The 21,803-nt window shown below is 41.3% G+C and carries 21 protein-coding genes; 10 read left to right on the top strand and 11 right to left on the bottom strand.

The features are described from left to right. Nucleotides 1-22 precede the first annotated feature (22 nt). The 3 genes from fabD to JWP71_RS12765 form a co-directional block, all read right to left on the bottom strand. The gene (gene fabD, locus JWP71_RS12775) at nucleotides 23-907 is read right to left on the bottom strand and encodes an ACP S-malonyltransferase (RefSeq protein ID WP_299500594.1); all 885 of its coding nucleotides are present in this window, start codon (nucleotides 905-907) and stop codon (nucleotides 23-25) included. A gap of 124 nt (nucleotides 908-1,031) precedes the next feature. Beyond that, complete coding sequence (gene folE / locus JWP71_RS12770) at nucleotides 1,032-1,670, bottom strand: GTP cyclohydrolase I FolE (RefSeq protein ID WP_299500591.1); 639 nt, start codon at nucleotides 1,668-1,670, stop codon at nucleotides 1,032-1,034. A gap of 9 nt (nucleotides 1,671-1,679) precedes the next feature. Then, entirely contained in the window at nucleotides 1,680-2,096 is a 417-nt protein-coding gene (locus tag JWP71_RS12765; protein ID WP_299500605.1) for a 6-carboxytetrahydropterin synthase, read from the bottom strand. Nucleotides 2,097-2,173: 77 nt separating this feature from the next. Here JWP71_RS12765 and mqnB point away from each other — a divergent pair, with 77 nt between their 5' ends. Both mqnB and JWP71_RS12755 read left to right on the top strand, forming a co-directional pair. Further along, nucleotides 2,174-2,839, top strand: coding sequence for a futalosine hydrolase (mqnB, locus tag JWP71_RS12760; RefSeq protein ID WP_299500589.1), 666 nt, complete (start codon nucleotides 2,174-2,176; stop codon nucleotides 2,837-2,839). Nucleotides 2,840-2,929: 90 nt separating this feature from the next. Next, complete coding sequence (locus JWP71_RS12755) at nucleotides 2,930-3,796, top strand: 1,4-dihydroxy-6-naphthoate synthase (RefSeq protein ID WP_299500587.1); 867 nt, start codon at nucleotides 2,930-2,932, stop codon at nucleotides 3,794-3,796. Nucleotides 3,797-3,921: 125 nt separating this feature from the next. On the opposite strand, the gene hflX is transcribed toward JWP71_RS12755, so the two are convergent. Continuing rightward, entirely contained in the window at nucleotides 3,922-5,106 is a 1,185-nt protein-coding gene (hflX, locus tag JWP71_RS12750) for a GTPase HflX (RefSeq protein WP_299500585.1), read from the bottom strand. Between the two features lie 110 nt (nucleotides 5,107-5,216). Between hflX and JWP71_RS12745 the strand changes: the two genes are divergently transcribed. Next, nucleotides 5,217-5,444 (top strand): hypothetical protein, encoded by a 228-nt coding sequence (locus JWP71_RS12745; RefSeq protein ID WP_299500583.1) that lies wholly within the window; start codon nucleotides 5,217-5,219, stop codon nucleotides 5,442-5,444. Between the two features lie 17 nt (nucleotides 5,445-5,461). Here JWP71_RS12745 and trpC read toward each other — a convergent pair whose 3' ends face one another. The 4 genes from trpC to JWP71_RS12725 form a co-directional block, all read right to left on the bottom strand. After that, the gene (gene trpC / locus JWP71_RS12740; protein ID WP_299500581.1) at nucleotides 5,462-6,286 is read right to left on the bottom strand and encodes an indole-3-glycerol phosphate synthase TrpC; all 825 of its coding nucleotides are present in this window, start codon (nucleotides 6,284-6,286) and stop codon (nucleotides 5,462-5,464) included. 13 nt (nucleotides 6,287-6,299) lie between these two features. Next, a complete protein-coding gene (locus JWP71_RS12735; RefSeq protein WP_299500579.1) occupies nucleotides 6,300-6,923 on the bottom strand; it encodes an aminodeoxychorismate/anthranilate synthase component II in 624 nt (207 codons plus the stop codon). Between the two features lie 72 nt (nucleotides 6,924-6,995). Next, on the bottom strand, nucleotides 6,996-8,405 hold the full coding sequence (locus JWP71_RS12730; RefSeq protein WP_299500577.1) for an anthranilate synthase component I family protein: 1,410 nt from the start codon (nucleotides 8,403-8,405) through the stop codon (nucleotides 6,996-6,998). Nucleotides 8,406-8,634: 229 nt separating this feature from the next. After that, entirely contained in the window at nucleotides 8,635-9,072 is a 438-nt protein-coding gene (locus JWP71_RS12725) for a cytochrome B (RefSeq protein WP_299500575.1), read from the bottom strand. Between the two features lie 150 nt (nucleotides 9,073-9,222). On the opposite strand from JWP71_RS12725, the gene JWP71_RS12720 reads away from it, so the two are divergent. From JWP71_RS12720 to JWP71_RS12710, 3 genes are all read left to right on the top strand, one after another. Further along, nucleotides 9,223-10,323 (top strand): DUF5009 domain-containing protein, encoded by a 1,101-nt coding sequence (locus JWP71_RS12720; RefSeq protein WP_299500572.1) that lies wholly within the window; start codon nucleotides 9,223-9,225, stop codon nucleotides 10,321-10,323. 94 nt (nucleotides 10,324-10,417) lie between these two features. Continuing rightward, entirely contained in the window at nucleotides 10,418-13,285 is a 2,868-nt protein-coding gene (locus JWP71_RS12715; protein ID WP_299500569.1) for a M16 family metallopeptidase, read from the top strand. An 89-nt stretch (nucleotides 13,286-13,374) separates the two neighbouring features. Then, a complete protein-coding gene (locus JWP71_RS12710; RefSeq protein ID WP_299500566.1) occupies nucleotides 13,375-15,957 on the top strand; it encodes a ligase-associated DNA damage response DEXH box helicase in 2,583 nt (860 codons plus the stop codon). Nucleotides 15,958-16,151: 194 nt separating this feature from the next. Here the strand turns inward: JWP71_RS12710 and JWP71_RS12705 are convergent, their stop codons facing one another. Both JWP71_RS12705 and JWP71_RS12700 read right to left on the bottom strand, forming a co-directional pair. Then, on the bottom strand, nucleotides 16,152-16,721 hold the full coding sequence (locus JWP71_RS12705; protein WP_299500563.1) for a DUF922 domain-containing protein: 570 nt from the start codon (nucleotides 16,719-16,721) through the stop codon (nucleotides 16,152-16,154). 19 nt (nucleotides 16,722-16,740) lie between these two features. Further along, nucleotides 16,741-17,682 (bottom strand): SPFH domain-containing protein, encoded by a 942-nt coding sequence (locus tag JWP71_RS12700; RefSeq protein ID WP_299500560.1) that lies wholly within the window; start codon nucleotides 17,680-17,682, stop codon nucleotides 16,741-16,743. Nucleotides 17,683-17,750: 68 nt separating this feature from the next. Here JWP71_RS12700 and JWP71_RS12695 point away from each other — a divergent pair, with 68 nt between their 5' ends. Further along, complete coding sequence (locus JWP71_RS12695; RefSeq protein WP_299500557.1) at nucleotides 17,751-17,936, top strand: hypothetical protein; 186 nt, start codon at nucleotides 17,751-17,753, stop codon at nucleotides 17,934-17,936. Between the two features lie 310 nt (nucleotides 17,937-18,246). Next, nucleotides 18,247-18,432, top strand: a complete 186-nt coding sequence (locus JWP71_RS12690; RefSeq protein WP_299500554.1) for a hypothetical protein — start codon at nucleotides 18,247-18,249, stop codon at nucleotides 18,430-18,432. A gap of 79 nt (nucleotides 18,433-18,511) precedes the next feature. Here the strand turns inward: JWP71_RS12690 and JWP71_RS12685 are convergent, their stop codons facing one another. Next, nucleotides 18,512-19,102, bottom strand: a complete 591-nt coding sequence (locus tag JWP71_RS12685; protein WP_299500551.1) for an NlpC/P60 family protein — start codon at nucleotides 19,100-19,102, stop codon at nucleotides 18,512-18,514. Between the two features lie 433 nt (nucleotides 19,103-19,535). On the opposite strand from JWP71_RS12685, the gene pdhA reads away from it, so the two are divergent. Continuing rightward, a complete protein-coding gene (pdhA, locus tag JWP71_RS12680; protein WP_299500549.1) occupies nucleotides 19,536-20,531 on the top strand; it encodes a pyruvate dehydrogenase (acetyl-transferring) E1 component subunit alpha in 996 nt (331 codons plus the stop codon). Between the two features lie 37 nt (nucleotides 20,532-20,568). Next, the coding region (locus JWP71_RS12675) for a biotin/lipoyl-containing protein (protein WP_299500547.1) at nucleotides 20,569-21,803 on the top strand (1,235 nt) is incomplete at its 3' end.

Below are 21,803 nucleotides of genomic sequence, written 5' to 3'. Positions count from 1 at the left end.
TTTAGTTTGCGGCTTATAAAAATTATTGTTGGAATGAGGCACTTGATGTTGGCATTGCCCGATCCACCTTTTTTACTAGGCCCTGCAAAACATTGCCTGGCCCAACTTCGGTAAATGAGGTGGCTCCATCTTCCAGCATGTGCATTACGGTTTGTGTCCATCTAACCGGGCCGGTAAGCTGCCTTATTAAATTATGTTTTATCAGCTCCGGATCTGTATAGGGCTTGGCATCGATATTTTGATAAATAGGGCAAATAGGTTTGTTTATAACCGTGTTTACAATAGCATGCTCCAGCTCAACACGTGCAGCTTCCATTAATGGCGAGTGAAACGCGCCGCCTACATTTAACTTTAAAGCTCTTTTGGCACCGGCTGCGGTCATTAACTCGCATGCTTTATCAATACCTGATATGGTGCCTGATATTACTAACTGTCCCGGGCAGTTATAATTGGCCGGAACTACCACGTCGCTTATACGCTGACAAATATCCTCAACCGTAAAATCATCCAGCCCTAAAATAGCCGCCATGGTTGATGGTTGTATCTCGCACGCTTTTTGCATGGCATTGGCGCGGGCGGCAACCAAGCGTAAACCATCCCCGAATGATAAAGCGTTAGCAGCTACCAGTGCCGAAAATTCACCCAATGAATGACCCGCCGCCATATTAGGTGCAAAATCTGGTAATACTTTAGCTAATATAACCGAATGTAAAAATATAGCAGGCTGGGTAACATTGGTTTGTTTAAGATCTTCGTCTGTACCATTAAACATAAGATCAGTAATGCGGAAGCCTAATATAGCATTAGCCTGCTCAAATAGCTCGCGGGCCTTGTCAGACTGTTCATACAGGTCTTTGCCCATACCTACAAACTGGGCGCCTTGCCCGGGGAAAATATATGCTTTCATTGTTGGTGTTAAAGTGGTTATTAAGTTGATTGAGTGAGTAGTTGAAACACTAAATTAGCAAATTAGTTTATTGGTTAGTTGATAAAAGGAGTTGAACTATTCACTTAATCAACCATTAACCTAATTAACCTAATTTCGAAGAAATTAAGTGTAAAAACTCTGCCCGGGTCTTTTCATGATAAAATCCGCCCGAAAAAGCAGAAGTAGTAGTAACCGAGTTTTGTTTTTGTACGCCGCGCATACACATGCACAGGTGGCGGCACTCTATGACAACGCCTACGCCTACGGGCTGCAGGGTTTCCTGTATACAATCTTTTATTTCGTTAGTCAGGCGCTCCTGTACCTGTAGGCGGCGGGCATAGGCATCAACCACGCGCGGTATTTTGCTCAGCCCTACTACATAGCCATTTGGTATGTAGGCAATGTGTGCCTTGCCAAAAAATGGCAGCATATGGTGCTCACACATAGAGTACACCTCAATGTCTTTAACAATTACCATTTGGCTGTATTCTTCTTTAAATAAAGCCGAATTAAGAATATCTTTTGCGTCCATGTCATACCCCTGGGTAAGGTATAGCATTGCTTTTGCAATACGTTCTGGGCTTTTTAACAGGCCCTCGCGTTCGGGGTTTTCACCTATTTGCTTTAAAATGCTTTTGTAATGAGCCGATAGGCTGTCAATCAGTTCGGGGTTATAACGGTCAATTTTTTCGTAACCGTTAATATCATCATCCCTGTCGGGGATATTATTTTTATCGATCATTGTTCAGGTTTAATCACCAAAATACTCTGCCGAGTTATTTTCGGTTTCATGTAATCTTACCGAGTGTAAAAATACGCCTTCATAGGCTTCAATCGGTGCTTTTAGCTGGTTAAAAATTTCAATACAAAGCAATTCGGTCGATGCCATTTTGCCCTTCATAAATTCAACATCAAGGTTAATGTTTTTATGGTCAAGCTTTTCAATAACATAATCGTTAATGATAACTTTTAGCTCTTTCAAATCTATTAAATAACCAGTGGCATGCGTAACATGTCCCTTTACGGTTACAAATAAATTATAGTTGTGCCCATGCCAGTTTGGGTTGGCGCATTTGCCAAACACTTCTGTGTTTTTTTCTGCGCTCCACTCATCCCGGTACATTTTATGTGCTGCATTAAAATGTTCCCTACGCGTTATGTGTATCATCATAATATTTAATGGGTACAAATATACAAAACAATTATAAGGGCGTTTGTTTATCTTAGTTGAATAAAGAAAATGATATGCGGATATTAATTGTTGCTGCTACCCAACCCGAAGTTGAACCTTTAATGGAAGCGCTGAGCATGCAAAAGTCTGACGAGGGCGAAAACCTGTTTATTACCCGGCATACTTCGGTAGCTAACTGCTCGGTATTAATAACGGGTGCGGGCATGGTGCCAACAGCGTTTGCATTAGCCAGGCATTTACCCCATAATGTATACCACCTGGTAATAAATCTGGGTATTGCCGGTAGTTTTGACAGGAGCATCCTGCCTGGTGATATAGTAGAAATTACAGAAGATACCTTTGCCGAATTAGGGGCAGAAGATGATAAAAAGTTTATCAGTATTGAACAACTGGGTTTTGGGGCCAGCATTTTCAGGCCCACCGGCAGCATTAGTCATTTTACTAAAAAGATTAATATTAAACAGGCCAAAGCAATTACCGTAAATACCGTTCATGGTAATGATGATACTATAGCGGCTATAGTTGAGCGGCTTAACCCCCAACTGGAAAGTATGGAAGGCGCCGCCTTCTTCTATGTATGCCGTGAGTTGAAAGTGCCTTGCATACAGATCAGGGCAGTGTCAAATTATGTAGAAAAACGCAACCGCGACAATTGGCAGATAGGGCTTGCTGTTAAAAATCTGAATACATTTGCGCTTGAATTAATCAGAGAGTTGTAGGTTGTTTATTAATGAGTGAATTATTGAATGAGCGAATTAGTGAATGTAAGGCCTGATCTCTAATTAACCAATCTCTAATCTTTAGATACCATGAAACTAACACTCGGCTTTTCGCCCTGCCCTAATGATACTTTTATTTTCGACGCGCTTATCCACCATAAAATTGATACCGAGGGGTTGGAGTTTGAAGTGTTTTATGATGATGTGGAAACGCTTAATCAAAAAGCATTCCGGGGCGAGCTGGATATAACCAAACTAAGCTATCATGCTTTTGCTTATATAGCTAATCAATATGTATTGCTGGATGCCGGCAGCGCGCTGGGCTTTGGTGTCGGCCCGTTGTTGATTTCGGAGTTCGAAATTTCGATTTCGGATTTGCAAAGCGGTAAAGTCGTAAATCGTAAATCCGAAATCGTAAATCCTTTAATCGGTATCCCCGGCAAATATACCACCGCCAATTTTTTATTAGGACTGGCTTTTCCCGAAGCTACCAATAAAGTAGAATTGGTATTTTCTGACATTGAGGATGCTGTATTAGAAGGCAGGGTAGATGTAGGGTTGATCATTCATGAAAACCGGTTCACTTACCAGGATAAAGGCTTAAAAAAAATTATCGACTTGGGCGATTACTGGGAGAAACAAACCGGTTGTGCTATTCCGCTTGGTGGTATAGTTGCCAACCGTAATTTACCTTTAGATGTTCAGTATAAAATAAACCGGGTGCTACGTAAATCTGTCGAGTTTGCTTTTGCCAATCCAAAATCAGGATTGGACTTTATCCGCCAACACGCGCAGGAAATGAGTGAGGAGGTGATGTATAAGCATATTGAGCTATATGTAAATAAATACTCGGTTGATTTGGGTGAGGAGGGGAGGAAAGCTATCAAATTATTGTTTGATACAGCTTTGGAAAAAGGGATAATACCGGAGATAAAGTATAATATTTTCCTGACCTGATTTTTTAATTTGTCATTTCGATACGAGGTACGAGTGAGAAATCTTATACGCCTTGCTACTTATCGTGAGTATAAGATTTCTCACTACGTTTCGAAATGACAACCTTGTAATACAATCCTTGAGGCTTAATACAACAAATGATCATACGGATATCTATCCACATGTATCTGTTTTATATAATCATAAAGCAGCTGCCTAAATTCGTCGATATTTTCCTTTTTAGTTGCTGATATAAATATGGCCGGACTATTGTTTTTGGCCATCCAGCTATGTTTAAAATCATCCAGCGTTAAAGGTTCAGCCTCTTCGCCGGGATTCATTTGGATGGGCTTATAGGCATCCATTTTATTAAATACGGTTATAATTTGTTTATCGCTTGCGCCCAGGTCCTTCAGGGTTTCATTTACAGCACGTATCTGATCCTCAAAACCGGGGTGCGAAATATCAACCACATGTATCAATATATCAGCTTCGCGTACCTCATCAAGCGTCGATTTAAAACACTCCACCAAATGGTGAGGTAGTTTACGGATGAACCCAACGGTATCTGATAACAGGAAAGGCACATTCTCTATCACTACTTTTCTAACCGTAGTATCCAGCGTAGCAAACAGCTTGTTCTCTGCAAACACGTCAGATTTGGATATCATATTCATGATGGTTGATTTACCTACGTTGGTATAACCCACCAACGCGGCACGCACCATTTGCGTACGGTTTTTACGCTGTGTAGCATTTTGCTTATCTATCAGCTTTAACTTGTCTTTAAGCAGGTCTATCTTATTTAAGATCAACCTACGGTCGGTCTCAATTTGGCTCTCACCCGGGCCACGCATACCAATACCACCTTTTTGGCGCTCTAAGTGGGTCCATAAGCGGGTAAGGCGGGGTAATAGGTATTGCAATTGAGCCAGTTCAACTTGGGCTTTGGCCTGCGCGGTTTGTGCACGGTTGGCAAAAATATCCAGTATAAGGTTATTGCGGTCAAGTATTTTAACCTGCAATTCATTCTCAATATTACGCAGTTGCGATGGGGTTAGTTCATCATCAAAAACAACTATATCTATCTCTTCTTCTTTTACAAATGCCTGAATATCTTCCAGCCTGCCCGAGCCTACAAAGGTGGCCCTGTCTGGTTTCTGTAGTTTTTGTGTGAATATTTTAACAGTTTCTGCACCGGCGGTATCCACCAAAAATTGTAATTCTTCTAAATATTCTTTCGCGCGCTCCTCTGTTTCGTTAGCGGTAATAACGCCTACCAAAACGGCTCGTTCCTGCTTCACAGCAGTATCATAAAATTTTTGCTTCATTCAGTATTTTGTATCAATCAAAGTGCCAAGTTACAAAAACTGGTATAAGTGTGGTTTTTGATAAAGTATTTATGACAGAATATCCGAAAAAAACTTGCTAACTTTATATTATGACATTAATAGAGCTCAAAAAATCAACTCACGAACAGGTCGACGAGTTAAATGATCGGGATTATTTGGATATGCTGAATAAGATGATCAGTTACAAGGATAAGGTATTTCAAATCCCTAAAGAGCATCTTGCAGGTATTGAACAAGGAGAACAGGACATTAAAAATGGTGATTATTTAACCATGAAAGAGCTTGAAAAGCGATACGAAGAATGGTTGAAAGATTAAATACAATTTCTACTCTCCTACTTCAACCCCTCAACAAATTCCCTCATTGCTAAACCCGGATCGGTTTGTTTCATAAAGTTCTCGCCAATTAAAAATCCGTTAAAGCCGGCTTTTTTTAGGCCTTTGATAGTTTCTGTATCGCTGATGGCGCTTTCTGATATTTTTAAAAACTCTGCAGGGATATGCTCAGCCAGTTTATAAGATGTTTCTACAGATACTGTAAAATCGGCCAGGTTGCGGTTGTTCACGCCAATAGCATCCAAATTAGGGTTAATGCTGCGCTGTAGTTCTTCCAGGTTATGTACCTCAAGCAGCACATTTAATCCCAGGCTTTTTGCTAATGATGCCAGTGATTGTATTTCGGCAGGAGTAAGTATAGCTGCAATTAATAAAATAATATCGGCACCCAGTGATTTTGCCTCTATTACCTGGTATTCATCTATCATAAAATCTTTGCGCAAAATGGGGATAGTATTTGCACTGCGCGCCTTAAAAAGATCAGTTTTGGTACCCATAAAAAAATCGGTATCAGTTAATACTGATAGGGCCGATGCACCGGCCGCTGCATAAGCGGTAGTTACCGCTTCAACACCAACCCTATCATTAATAATACCTTTTGATGGCGACCTGCGTTTAAATTCTGCTATAATACCGGTACGCGCGGGGTCCAGCAGAAACTCTTTGAACGAATAAGTTTGCCTGCTAAATAACACCGAAGCCTCTAACTCTGCAGTACTGGTGTTTTTTTTGGCTGCTATTACCTCGGCTTTTTTATTCAGAACAATTTTATCAAGTATATTTAGCCCCCTGGCCCCTTGAAGGGGGAACATATGTTCAGTCATAATGTATTATATTTTAATTTGCAACGGTAGTTAACGATTTAAAAACTCCCCCTTCAGGTGGGTGAGGGGCTAACCAGTTTTGCATCATTTCTTTTCCAAATTCTGTAAGGATAGATTCCGGGTGAAACTGTACGCCCCTAACATCATATTGCTTATGTCTTAATGCCATGGCCGAGTTATCAACCTCGTCGATAGCTGTTACGGTTAACACATCTGGGATTGATTTTTCATCAACTACCCACGAGTGATAACGGCCAACTTTAAAGCTGTGCGGCAAACCCTTAAACAATATTTCCTTTTCGTCGGTAACTATTATGGGGGTGGCTATGCCATGCATGGGTTGTTTTAGGTTATATAAGGTACCACCAAAAACCTCGGCAATAGCTTGCTGACCAAGGCATACACCAAATATGCTTTTTGTTGGTGCATATTTTTCTATCACATTCAGCAACAAACCGGCTTCGGATGGAATACCCGGTCCTGGCGAAAGGATGATCTTATCATACGCGTCCACATCGTCAATATTAAACTTGTCGTTGCGCCATACTTCGCATTGCAGGCCAATCTCATTTACCAGGTGTACTAAATTGTATGTGAACGAATCGTAGTTGTCAATAATTAAAATTTTATTTTCCATTTTTCACCTCCCAACTTTCTTTTATTAATAGGGGAATTATTTATTAGGTTAGTTTAATTCTTTTGTTGTTTATTACAATTCTTCTGCCAGTTCAATTGCTTTACGCAAAGCGGCTATTTTATTGTTAACCTCATTTAACTCACTTTCGGCTACAGACCCGGCTACAATGCCCGCGCCTGCCTGGTAGTGTAAAGTGTTATTTTTACTTAAAAACGAGCGGATCATGATGGCATGATTAAAATCGCCATTAAAGCCTAAATAGCCAATCGCGCCGCTGTAAAAACTGCGTTTAATATTCTCATTTTCGTCTATGATCTCCATGGCGCGGTATTTTGGGGCACCGCTTAGCGTTCCGGCCGGGAAGGTATCTGCAACTACTTTAAATGTAGGTACATTGGGCAATAAATTGCCGCTTACCATAGATACCAGGTGTATTAAGTGCGAATAATACTGCACCTCTTTAAACGCTTTTACTTCTACCTGCTCACAATGGCGGCTAAGGTCGTTACGCGCCAGGTCAACCAGCATTACGTGCTCTGCTGATTCTTTGGGATCGTTCTTTAAGTTATGGGCCAGCTCGGCATCCTTCTCATCATCGCCACTCCGTTTAAATGTGCCCGCTATAGGATAAATGGTAGCCTTTCGGTTTTTTATAGTGATCTGCGCTTCGGGCGATGAACCAAATATCCTGAAATCGCCATAATCAAAATAAAACAAGTAAGGCGATGGGTTAATAGAGCGTAACGCCCTGTACACATTAAATTCATCGCCTGTAAATTGCTTGGAGAAAGCCCTTGAAGGTACTATCTGGAACACGTCGCCCCGGTAAATATGCTGTTTCATTTTTTCAACCACCGCCATAAAATCCTCGTCGGTTAAGTTAGACTTTTCATCAGCCGAGCTTTGGAAAGTATATTCAGGGAAGTTTTTATTTTTTATAAGATCCTTTATTTTATTCAGACCCTCGTTTGCTTCTTCACCTTCAGGTTGGTTATGGAAGATGTAAAGCTCATTTTTAAAATGATCAATTGCTATAATATAACGATATATATTGTACTGCATTACCGGAATCTTCCTGATAGTATCATCGCTCTTTTTAAGTCGGATGGTTTCAAAATGCTCAACTGCTTCATGGGTGAAGTAGCCAAACAAGCCGTTGGCTGTAATTTTTAATGGGATATCTGTCGTTTCAAAACTGTTCAGAAAGTCGCTAATATGGCTTATTAATTCAAACTCCCCCTCCTTAAATGTTTCCTCGGTACCATCAGGAAATTTTTTATTCAATTCACCATCATTAAGTGTAAGTCCACCTATAGGGTCGCAGCAAACATAGCTGGTGCTGTTTTCGCGGCTATGGTAGTCAGAGCTTTCTAACAGTAGTGAGTTTGGAAAAATATCGCGCAAGCGCAGGTAAATGCTTACAGGGGTTGTAGTATCTGCAAGCAGCTTTTTATAGGTGGTTATAATTTTATATTTTTTCATTCTGTATTTAAAATAGTTATAAACCAAAAAACCCAGCGAATGAGGGTTCGCCGGGTTTTTGTATTAGGTTTACAATTGGTTAGTTTCCTTTGATCAAAAATTTATCCGGCTGCCAAATTTAATTGGTGCCACCAGGAGTTTTTATTTGTGTTCTTGATCATTGTGACGCAAATTTAGAAAGAAATTTGAATTACCAAATTTTTTCTCACTTTTTTTTCAATTATTTCAACTATTTTAAGATAGGAATTTTGCCGGCAGCCAATGCGCCAATAATTATGAGCAGTGCAATGCCATAAAACAGGGCAATTGTTTTGTGTTTTGCCTCTGGCAGTACCAATTTTTTAGATTTGCTGTGGCCAACAGTTATCAGCGCGATAGCGATAACCATCATTACCCAATGCTCAACAGTAAAATAGCGTAAGGTGCTGTCTTTCATGGTTGCGCTGTTAAATTGCACCAGCGGACTTAAAAAATATAGCACAATACCTATCAGCAACTGCGTATGTGCCGATATTAGGGCAAATAAATTGCTTAAACGGTTGCGGTTGGTGTATGGCCTGTTGCCAAACCAGCCTATTAACGCCATTAAAATGGTGTAAATAAACAATACCATTACTACATACCTGAAAACGGAATGCAGCTCTTGAAAAAGACTATATGCGCTCATGATTTGAAAAGTTTGGACGAATATACAACAAAAGATAAAATCTGTTAACCTAACCCGCCGCCAGATTACTTTTAAACGATATTTTTATTAGGTTATATTTAATTTGTACATTAGAAAAAAAACCTGCGTCATAATACTCATACCATCAAAATGAGCAACACTCAACACTCACGACTATTATCCCTTGATGTCTTCAGAGGTGTAACCATAGCCGCTATGATATTGGTAAACGATCCAGGCGATTGGGGGCATATTTATGCGCCGTTAGAACATTCTAAATGGAACGGCTGTACGCCTACCGATCTGATATTCCCATTTTTTTTATTCATCGTGGGGGTATCTATTGTTTATGCAATGGAAAGAAAAGCTGCCGATCCCCGAAATCAAAGCAGTATGATATGGGGTGCTTTGCGGCGTGGTGTTTTATTGATATTGATAAGTTTGACCATACACATTATCTTACACCCGGATTTTGCGCACATGAGGTTTCCGGGTGTGCTGCAGCGTATAGGGGTGGTATTTTTTATCTGTGCCGTTTTATACATCAAAGCATCACAAAAAGTACGCGATTGGCTGTTTGTTATATTACTGGTAGGCTATTATCTGCTGATGACCTTTGTACCCGTTCCGGATACAGGTGTTGCCAGCCTGCTGCCGGCCACTAATATGGGCGCATGGGTGGATAGGATGGTTTTCTCAACCAATCACTTATGGAGCGAATCGCATACCTGGGACCCGGAAGGGCTATTAGGAACATTACCGGCCATTGCTACCGGCTTGTTTGGTATACGTATTGGCAGCTGGCTTAAACGTAAGGATCGCGAGGATAGTGTAAAAGTGAGCTGGATGTTTACTTATGGCGTATTGGCTGTTATTTTGGGGTTGATATGGGATTTGTTCTTTCCAATAAATAAAGCCTTATGGACAAGCTCATTTGTATTATATGCCGGTGGTTGGGCAACCATCGCGTTAGCAGGCTTTTATTGGCTGATAGATGTACAGGGGTATAAAAATTTTACAGGATTTTTTCTGCCGTTTGGCGCCAATGCTATTACCGCGTATGTACTATCAGACTTTGTGCCGCATTATATTAACAAAATAAGGTTTGGCAATTCATCTATCTATCAAATACTTTTTGAACCCTATTCGTCGCCTTTTAATGCCTCTTTAGCCAGCGCAATTGTAATGACATTGCTAATTTGGGTATTGATGTGGATATTGTATATTCGGAAGATCGTTATAAAGGTATAACAACCTAACCTAAAACCTTTTAATTTTACTCTTAAAATAATTTTTAACAAACCTTGGCGTTTTTGCATCTTAGCACAATATTTTAACCTAAAACATGAATTTTAAAAAGAGCCTTTTTTTATGGGCTGCAGCATTGCTTTTTACAACCTCAGCAGTTGCGCAGGTAAAAAAGAAAACAACCCCATCAACAGCACATAAAACTACGCCGGGAACGGCTAAACAACAAACCAAACCAGTGGCGGTGGGCGCATTGCCCGTTGATCCTGACGTTATAATTGGCAAATTACCCAATGGCTTAACTTATTATATCCGCAATAACGCACAGCAAAAGGGCAGGGCAGAACTGTTTCTGGTAAACAAAGGTGGTTCTGTTGTTGAAACAGACGCGCAACAGGGCATGGCTAATTTTACCCAGCGCATGGCCTTTAAAGGCACACGGGATTTTTCCAAAGACAACCTGATAAGTTACCTTAAAAACCTCCGCACAAGATTTGGCCCTGATACAAGCGCCTATGCCACCTATGAAGAAACCGTTTATCAATTAAACCTGCCAACCGACACGGCCAAAATATTTGCAGACGGCTTTAAATTAATGGCTAACTGGGCAGCCTATATGACATTTAACCAGGCCGACGTGAATAGCGAAAAGGCAATAGTTGCAGAGCAGATACGCATTGGCGGTAAAACACCGCAGGAACGGCTGCAACTACAAACTTTACCTATATTATTAAATAACTCCCGGTATGCGCAGCGTTTCCCTACCGGTAAAGAAAACACGGTAAAAGGGTTTACAGACGCGGCGCTTAAAAGTTTTTATGCTGATTGGTACCGCCCCGATTTGCAGGCAATTATAGTTGTTGGTGATTTTGACCCGAAACAGGTGGAGGATATGATAAAATTCAACTTCTCTGCATTAAGGAACCCCGCGGCGGAAAAACCGCTGCAGCAATATTCAGTTCCTGCCATCCCCGGTACCGCAGTAAAATTTGTAACTGATAAAGACTTTCCCTATACGTTAATACAGGTTGTAGTAAAGCAGCCGCAAACAATAGTTAAAACGCAGGCTGATTTTATGCAAAACATGCGTATTAGCTTATTTAACCAGCTATTGAACGCCCGCATTGCCGAAATAACCCAGGTGTCTGCACCGCCCATATTGTTTGGGCAGGCCGGTTATGGTGCATTTACAGGTAAGCAAAATGCATTTACGGCGCTTGCGGTAGCAAATACCAGCGGTTTAGAAGTTGCAGTAAAGAGCATAATTGGCGAAACAGAACGTATAAGAAAATTTGGATTTACACTAACCGAAGTGGAGCGCGCCAAACAGGCTGCGCTGGCACAAATTTCTAATAGTTTTGCACAAAAAGATAATACCCCATCAACAAATTTTGTAGGGTTGTATGAACGTAATTTTTTAACAGGACAGTCTATACCCGGTATAGATTATGAGTATAACTATTATATAAATAACATAGGTAAAATAACGGTTAATGAGATAAACGCTTTGGCCGCCAAATATATAACCGACCAAAACCGGGTAATATTAATTGAAGCGCCCGATAGCGAAAAAGGTAAATTGCCAACCGGGCAAACTTTATTGCAATGGATAGCCGATGCGGATAAAGGATTGGTTGCTTACGTAGATGAGCGTAGTACGCCGTTAATTACAGTGCAGCCTGTAGCCGGTAAAGTTGTAAGCTCAAAAACCGACACAACGCTGTTGGTAGAAAACATAACCCTGTCAAACGGTGTAAAAGTAATATTGAAACCTACACAGAATACCAATAATCAGATACTTTTTACGGGGTATAGTTTTGGTGGCACTTCGCTGGCAAACGACCAGGATTTTACATCAGCTAATCTTTCATCAACAGTAATAAGCAATAGCGGTGTAGCCGGCTTTAACCAAACATTGCTTGACAAAATGTTAAACGGCAGAAACTTAAGTGTTAAGCCCTATATAGGCGAAACAACGCAGGGTGTATCCGGGTATTCCGCGCTCCAGGATTTTAAAACAGCCATGGAGCTTGTATATCTTTATTTTACCAATCCGCGTAAAGATGCCGATGTATGGGCAACCAACATTAACCAGGCAAAATCATTAATAGCGCACAAGAGCAATAATCCGGGTAGCGTATATCAAGACACTATTTTAGCAGTTTTAAACAGCTATAATCCGCGCGAAATGTCGCCTACTATGGAGCAGTTAAATGCAGCCAGTTTAGATAGGGCATTTAGCTTTTATAAAGATAGGTTTGCCGACGCCAGCAACTTTACATTCACCTTTACAGGCAACTTTTTAATAGCTGATATTACGCCTTACCTAGAACAGTATTTGGGCAGCTTGCCGGTAACAAATCATAAAGAAACCTATAAAAAGTTAGGTATTCATCCGCCTGCGGGGCAAATTACTAAAACCGTATATAAAGGCGTTAGCGACAAAGCAACAGTGCAGCTGGTGTTTAGCGGCGCTTATGATTATAATTCGGCAGATAACGTGCAGATGGATGCGCTGGAAGAGGTTTTAAATATTCGCCTGGCTGATTCGATAAAAGCCGAGAGCGGCGTGCTTTCGGCCGGGGTAAGAGCCAGTTATGTAAAATTTCCTGAAAGCAGATATAAAATCACCATATCATTTTTATGCGATGCCAACAATGTAGACAGGCCAATGGCCTATGTGCTTAATGAATTAAATAAAATAAAGCAAAATGGCCCTGTGGCTAAGGATGTTCAAAAATTTGTTCTTAAAGAGGCACGTACCTTCCAGTCACAATTAAAGCAAAATGCTTTTTGGGAAGCATCACTAACCGCTGCTGCACAAAATGGTGAGGACTCTGATAACATATTAAAACACATGCAGTATCTGGAACTGGTTACCGCGCAAACCACTAAAGACATAGCTAACAAGTATTTAAATAATAATAATTTAATTAAGCTGATATTGCTGCCGGAAAAGAAATAACGGCATTATTAATAAATAAAGAAAAGTCCTGCTGTTTACCTGCAGGACTTTTTTATGGTATCACAAAATACTCCTGATCTTGTTAGTTAATGATGATAACCCCGGGGCAAAAAGTTATACAGCAATGGTATAAGCAAAAAAAATGGCACCAGTTCCCTTTTCAGCAGGAAATGGAAGCAGCTTATCTGGGTGGCTATTCGGGTTTGTTAAATGCACCTACCGGCAGTGGTAAAACGTTTGCCTTGTTCCTGCCTTTCCTGGCCGGTTTTATAAATAAGCATCCCGATTATAGAACGCGCCAAAACAATGGCTTGCAGATGCTTTGGATAACCCCGCTGCGTGCATTAACTAACGATATTAAAAAAGCCATGCAGGAGGTTTGCGATGACCTGCAGATACCCTGGAGAATTGCCACCCGCACAGGCGATACCCCCGCCGCCGAAAAACAGGCACTAAAGAAAAAACTCCCCGAGGTATTGCTTACCACCCCCGAAAGCCTGCACCTGATGCTGGCACAAAAAGAGTATCCAAAAATATTTCAAAGCCTGCAGGTTTTGGTGGTTGATGAATGGCATGAATTGCTGGGCACTAAAAGAGGGGTACAGGTTGAGCTGGGGTTGAGCAGGCTAAAAGTCTTAAGTATTGAGTCTGAAGTCAAAAGTCAGCATACACAAGACTTAGGATTTAAGACTCCCGACTCCGGACTTAAAATATGGGGCATCAGCGCAACCATTGGCAATTTAGAGCAGGCTGCGGATGTGCTGCTGGGCAATAATTTCCCGCAGGAACAAATTAAAATAATCCGCGCCAATGTGGATAAGAAGCTGGTTATACAATCCATTATTCCTGATAATATTGAAAATTACTCGTGGGCGGGGCATATTGGTTTAAAGCTGCTGCCGCAGGTGATGAAGATAGTGGCTAAAAGCAATACTACCCTCATTTTTACAAATACCCGTTCACAATCAGAAATATGGTATCATGCCATTTTAGACAATTACCCGGAGTACGCGGGTATTATGGCTATGCACCATGGCTCGCTGGATAATGAATTGCGTAACTGGGTAGAACAGGCCCTACATGCCGAAGCTTTAAAAGTGGTAGTATGTACATCTAGTTTGGATCTGGGGGTCGATTTCCGGCCCGTGGATACAGTTATTCAGGTAGGCAGCCCCAAAGGTGTCGCCCGTTTTATGCAGCGGGCAGGGCGCAGCGGGCACCATCCCGGAGCGATATCAAAAGCTTATTTTGTGCCTACGCATTCGTTAGAATTATTGGAGGGGGCGGCGCTAAAGCAGGCTATTAAACAAGGTGTCTTCGAGAGCCGTGACCCTATGCTGCTAACCATGGATGTGCTGATACAATATATGGTCACCCTGGCGGTATCAGAAGGCTTCAACGCTAACGAATTGTATAATGAGGTAACAACAACCTATGTTTTTGCCGATTTAAAGCGAATCGAGTTTAACCAGCTGCTTGATTTTATCACCAACGGCGGCAAAACCCTGGCACAGTATGATGAATTTTTAAAGGTAGAGGTAGACAATGGCCTGTATAAGGTAAACAACCGCAGGGTTGCCATGCGCCATCGCCTTAGTATCGGCACCATTACCAGCGAAATGAGTATCCGTGTAAAATGGCTAAGTGGCGGCAGTTTAGGTACCGTTGAAGAATCGTTTATCTCAAAATTAAAACCGGGCAACACGTTTTGGTTTGCCGGGCGCAGTTTAGAGTTTGTGCGGATAAAAGAAATGACGGCCTACGTTAAAAAATCAAACTCAACAAAAGGAATGATACCAAGCTGGAATGGCGGCCGCATGCCTTTATCATCGCAATTGTCGGCCGTATTCAGGGATAAGCTGGACGAGGTGGCCCATGGTATTGAAAAGGATGAAGAGGTAATTGCTTTGAAACCATTGTTTGATCTGCAGGCCCAACTATCGCACTTGCCGCAAAGCCATGAATTTTTGATCGAGTCGTTCAAATCCCGCGAAGGGCATCACCTATTATTTTACCCGTTCGAAGGGCGGTTGGTGCATGAGGGGATGGCATCATTGCTGGCATACCGAATATCGCGCATTAAACCCGCAAGCTTCTCTATAGCGATGAATGATTACGGGTTTGAATTATTAACCGATGAGGATATACCGATAGAACAGGCATTGGAGGACCTGGACTTTTTCTCTATCGATAATTTGCTGGCCGATATACAGCATAGTTTAAACGCTAACGAGATGGCCCGCCGCCGTTTCAGGGATATTGCCCATATAGGCGGCCTGGTGTTTACCGGTTATCCCGGTCAGCAGGTAAAGAATAAGCATTTGCAGGCATCGTCGTCATTATTATTTGATGTATTTAGCGAATACGAGCCGGATAACCTGCTGGTGCGCCAGGCTTATAATGAGGCATTGGCTTTTCAGTTAGAAGAGTTTAGGCTGCGGGCTGCTTTACAGCGTATCGTCACCCAAAACATAATTTTAAAAACCATTGAAAGGCCCACACCATTTGCCTTCCCCATAATGGTTGACAGCCTGGGCCGCGAGCGGTTAACTACCGAAAGCATGGAGGACCGCATAGCAAAAATGGCCCGCCAATACGGTGCCGAAGGGGTAGGGGGTAATGAAAGTAAAAAAGTGCGTAAGCCGGGTGTTACCCGGAAGAAAGGATTTTAGCGCAGGAGTGTTCGAAAGATTAATTTGTCATTCTGAAACGTAGTGAAGAATCTTATACGTAAATAAATTTATCTGAATGACTGCCCTTATACTTATCGATTTAATAAGATCCTTCACTACGTTCAGTATGACAAAAAGGTGTTTTAGAATATGGTAGAGTGTTTTAAGGCTGTTTCAAAGCTTTTGATTGGTGCCTAATACCCCGAGTCTGCTATTTCCATGGGCGGCATATAAGCCAGCCGCTTTTTAAAATAAACATCCCAGCTGCGTTGCTGCACATTGTCCTGCATGTGCCGGGTATCGGTATCATAGTTTACGGTGAGTTGTTCGTATTTGGTATGTATGCGGTTAAATATGGCGTTTGCCTCTGCCTGGTAGTTGGCATCAAAATGGGTACGGTTAGCTATACGCAGTATTTCCTGCTGCTCCATATAGGCAATAATATAATGGCCCTGTTCATGTTTAATTATATCAGTAAGCATTCGCTGTGATTGTACACGCTTCTTGTCCAGCCATGACTGGCTGCGGTCTAATATCAGCTTTACGTCAAAAGATAAATTGTAATGATTGTTCTCGGCCATTACATGGTAGCGGTAATCAATAGAACAGTGCGTATAAGCGATGGCGTTATCGCCATCAGAACGTGGGTCTCCCCTGAAATCGTTTAGTGATAACCGGTGATAACCTTCTTGTGCCCTGGCTTTATTTAGCACACATAACAACAAGCCGGTGATGCAAATCACCCCCATAAACCTAAATCCCATTGAGTCAATAGTTTAAATCCTACTTGCCTTTGACTTTGTCAGACTGTAAAAGGTTTAAACTCATCATTTCTTTCATGGTTTGATGCATAGCATCGGTTGATCCATCAAGGAAAATAACGTTGCCTTGCGAGTTTTCGGCAAAGTGTTTTATAGATTCTGTCCACATGGTAAACAAAATAACTGATGTATCCATGTGTGCGGTTTCCATTTCTTTGGCGGCTACGGTCATACCCTTAGCTACTTCCTGGCGAAACAAAGCCACACCCTGCCCGCGCAGTTGCGAAGCCTGGCGCTCGGCCTCGGCAGATATTTTAATGGCGTTACCTTCGGCTTCGGCAGCTTTGGTTTTGGTAATTAACAAGGCCTGACCCTCGTTTTCGGCAGCGGCCTTCAAATTGTTTGATGCTACAACCTGGCTCATTGATTTCATGATCACATCATCAAACGTAATATCATTCAATTGCAGATCCTGCAGATGGTAGCCCCATGATTCCAGTATCTGGTCCAATTGTTCTTTTACATGTTCAACAATATCACGCCTTAGTATCAATACTTCCGATTGTCGTTTAGTTGCCACAAACGCGCGTATAGAGCCTTCAACGGTGCGTATCAGCGCCTGCATCAGGTTACGTTCGTCAACAAACTTAAAAGCCACATTTTTTATAGTTTCTTCCTGCTGATCTAATACAGAATACAATAACATAGCTTTAAAGTAAACATTGGCCTGATCGAAAGTTACTGCCTGGAACTCCAGCTCTACTGATCTGTTCTGTATAGATATTTTAGAGTATATAGCTTCGATAAGAGGTAATTTAAAACTTAGGCCGGGGGTTAATATGCGACGGTATTTACCAAATACAGTAATTACGGCTATGGTGCCTTGTTTAACGGTTACAAACGATGAAAATATAATTATCAGTAAAATAAAAATTACTAGTAATGAAACTATTTGGTTTGTCATGGCTTATTATTAAAATCCAATAAATATAGACTTATTTATTGATGTGTTACAAAAACCAATATCATATTATGAATGTAAAACGAACCTTTGGAACCATATTAACTGTGCTGGGCATTATTGGATTAATCTATACCGGTGTAAGCATTATTCAACAAGCCGGCAGTATTACAACATTAACAGTTGTGGGTATAATTTCCATACTTTTCTTTTTTACTGGCATAAGCCTTGTTCGTACTACAAAAGACGAGGCTTAACTGGCTGATAATTTACCTCAGCCGTTCTTGATAGCTATCCGCGCGGTTCCCTCTTCACAGGCAGTAAGCATGGCGGTAATGGGTGAGTAGTGGTTAGCATTAAAATAAATTGCAATATTATTGTTACGATAACGCCCGATTATGTGCATCTAATTTCCCGTTAAGGGATAGCCGACTTGTCTTCATCCGCCAAAATAAATTGAAATAAAGTTATTCTGGCTATAGTTTAAACGCAACATTGATAAATGCTGTTGCTGGTTCGCTATTTGCTCTCACTATTACACTTCATATTATAATTTTAAGGGTAATTATGAGATCAAAAGTTGCGTTGGGACTAGCATTGATATTAGTAAGCACAATAGGATTAATATATGCCGCTGTTGCCCAAATGGAAGGAAATGTGCCAAATAGCCCCTTATTCGGAATCATATTTATTAGTGTTGTCGGTCTTTTTGCCGGTATAGTTATGCTGCAGAATGAATTGGAGGGGATTTAACCACTATAAAATAATCATTATAAAACAAAAAAAGCCCTTTCAGAAATGAAGGGCTTTTTTTATGTGGAAGTATTTTTATCTAATTGTTTTCTTTACTTTCATCATCGGGTAAGGTGCCTACGCCCAGTTCATTTTTAAAAGCAGCTAATACGCGGCCCCCTTTGTAAAAATACCGGTTATAATAAGCATCATCGAGGCTGCTTATGGCTACACCTTTTAACGAAGCATGTGCAAAACGGTTATTGCCTAAATAAATGCCAATATGAGATATACTGCGACTATGAATTTTAAAGAAAACCAGATCTCCTTCTTTTAAATCATCCTTGCTAACCGGGCTAACCATACTGAAGATATCGCGCGAGTTACGTTTAATGTCATAGTTAAATACCTGGCTATATAACTGTTTTGTAAATGCAGAGCAATCAACACCTTTTTTTGAACTGCCGCCAAAACGGTAAGGGGTGCCTATCCAGTCATAAACAAAATTAAAAAGCTTCATGTTAGAAGTTGCAGACATTGCAACACCCATAATTTGGGATAAATAATCCTTTGCTAAACTTTCTTGCTCGTCTACAGCCTTATCAGCAGGTTGATTTGGAACAGTTTTTGTTTGAGCCTGAGCAGCTAAAACGCTGAAAAATAAGGCAATGGCCAATACTGTTTTCTTCATTTATTCCTTGTTTCGTTGTTGTTAAACGGACAAAGTGTCCATTTTGTTGCACATTGTCGATAAGGTTGCATGCAAAACTATCCATTTTTTTTAAAAGTCCAAACAAATACGGCTTTTTAATAACACCTTTAAGTTTTCCACGATTGGGGATAAGATTGAGGGTGGTGAAGATTAAAGATTAGAGATTGGTGGTTAAAGATTAGGCTTATCGTAGTTTTAAGCCAGTCGAAAACGGTTAAACAAGGTTTTAATGTGATTGTTAAAAGCGTGATTTATGTATTAATATCCAAACTGCAACCACCAATCTCCAATCTTTAATCGCTAATCTTCAATCTTTCTGCATAAAACTTCATAACAAATTCGTTGTAGTTTCGATAATTTGCAGGATATAATTAGATTTGCGCTTTCTACGTAAAAATTGGTTGTTTGACAAATGAGTTCAATCGAAATAAATAAAGACACTTATCTAAAGTGGTATGAGTCCATGCTTTTAATGCGCAAGTTCGAAGAAAAAGCAGGACAGTTATATGGGCAACAAAAAATAAGAGGCTTTTGTCACTTATATATTGGCCAGGAAGCGGTATTAGCCGGAGCAATATCTGTATTAAAACCAGAGGATAGCATGATCACTGCCTATCGTGATCACGCGCATGCTATTGCCAAGGGTGTAAGCAGTAATTCTATCATGGCCGAGCTTTATGGTAAATCTACCGGCTGCTCAAAAGGTAAAGGTGGTTCTATGCACATGTTTAGCAAAGAGAAACACTTTTATGGCGGGCATGGTATTGTTGGCGGCCAGATCCCATTAGGAGCAGGTATAGCCTTTGCAGAGCAGTTTAAAGGTACCGAGTTTGTAAATGTAACCTACATGGGCGACGGAGCTGTGCGCCAGGGTGCATTAAACGAAACCTTTAACATGGCAGCGCTATGGAAACTGCCGGTAATTTTCATCTGCGAAAATAACGGTTATGCAATGGGTACTTCGGTTGAGCGTACCACTATACAAACTGATATTTATAAATTAGGCTTGCCTTATGGTATTCCTTCATCACCGGTTGACGGTATGGACCCGGTTGCGGTGCATAACGCTATGGACGAGGCCGTGCAACGTGCCCGTAAAGGTGAAGGGCCAACGTTCCTGGAGATGCGCACTTATCGTTACAAGGGCCACTCCATGTCCGATCCGCAGAAATATCGTACAAAAGAAGAACTGGAAAGCTATAAAGCTAAAGACCCAATTGAAACCATAAAGCAAGCTATCGAAAAAAATGGCTACGCTGATGAGAAATGGTTTGAAGATATGGACGCTAAAATAAAGGCCGAAGTTGACGAGGCGGTACAATTTGCCGAAGAGTCGCCGTGGCCGGAAGCATCAGAATTATATACTGATGTGTATGTACAAAAAGATTATCCTTATATTAAAGATTAATCGCACTAAATTTATTAAAAACCACTCATCATAAAATATGGCCGAAGTAGTTAAAATGCCAAAAATGAGCGACACCATGACTGATGGTGTAGTAGCTAAATGGCATAAAAAAGTTGGGGATAAAGTAAAATCGGGCGATGTATTGGCCGAGATAGAAACAGACAAAGCCACGATGGATTTTGAGTCGTACCAGGATGGTGTATTATTATTCATCGGGGTGGAAGAAGGAAAATCTGTACCGGTTGATGAAGTAATTGCTGTTTTAGGTAAAGAGGGCGAAGATTATAAAACTGCATTAGCGGGCGCGTCTTCACCTGCTCCTGCCGCAAAGAAAGAAGAAGAAAAGGCACCCGTGCCTGCTGCTGATAAAGCACCCGCCGCTGCACCTGCTGCCAAAATAGATACCTCAAAAATCCCGGCTACTGTTATTCGTATGCCTGCTTTGAGCGATACCATGACAGAGGGTATCATTAATAAATGGAACTTTAAGGTTGGTGATAAAGTAAAATCAGACGACTCGTTAGCTGATGTGGAGACCGATAAGGCTACTATGGAAGTGGTGGGTTATGAAGCCGGCACACTTTTATACATTGGCCCTAAAGAAGGCGAAGCGGCCCCTGTTAACGGCATTATAGCTATTGTAGGTAAAGAAGGAACAGATATTACTCCTTTATTGCAAGATGCCCCTGCTGCAAGCGCCGAAGCTAAACCTGCTGCCGAAGCTGCATCTGCACCTGCTGCAGCAAGCGCTCCAGCCGAAGAAGTTGAAACCAGCCATAGCGACAGCCGTGTAAAAGCATCGCCGTTGGCACGTAAAATAGCTAAGGATAAAGGCATAGATATTAATGCTGTAAAAGGTACTGCCGAAGGCGGACGTATAGTTAAAAAAGACGTAGAAGACTTTAAACCGGGTGCTGCCCCTGCAACTGCTGCAAGCGCGCCGGCTACAGCAGCTGCACCTGCTAAAGCTGCTGCTCCAATAGTACTGCCAACCTTTATAGGCGAAGAGAAATTTACCGAGAAACCGGTTAGCCAAATGCGCAAGGTTATTGCCAAGCGCCTATCAGAAAGTTTATTTACCGCGCCGCATTTTTATGTAACCATGTCTATTGATATGGACCAGGCAATTGCCGCACGTAACAAAATAAACGAGGTTGCCCCGGTTAAAATATCATTTAATGATTTTGTGTTGAAAGCTTGTGCTATTGCATTAAAGCAACATCCAACCATTAATTCATCATGGCTGGGCGATAAGATACGTACCAATGAGCA

Source organism: Mucilaginibacter sp. (assembly GCF_028287845.1).
Classification (GTDB): Bacteria; Bacteroidota; Bacteroidia; order Sphingobacteriales; family Sphingobacteriaceae; genus Mucilaginibacter.
Note: the sequence above shows the minus strand (reverse complement) of the source record. Positions and strands in the feature narration are given on the sequence as shown.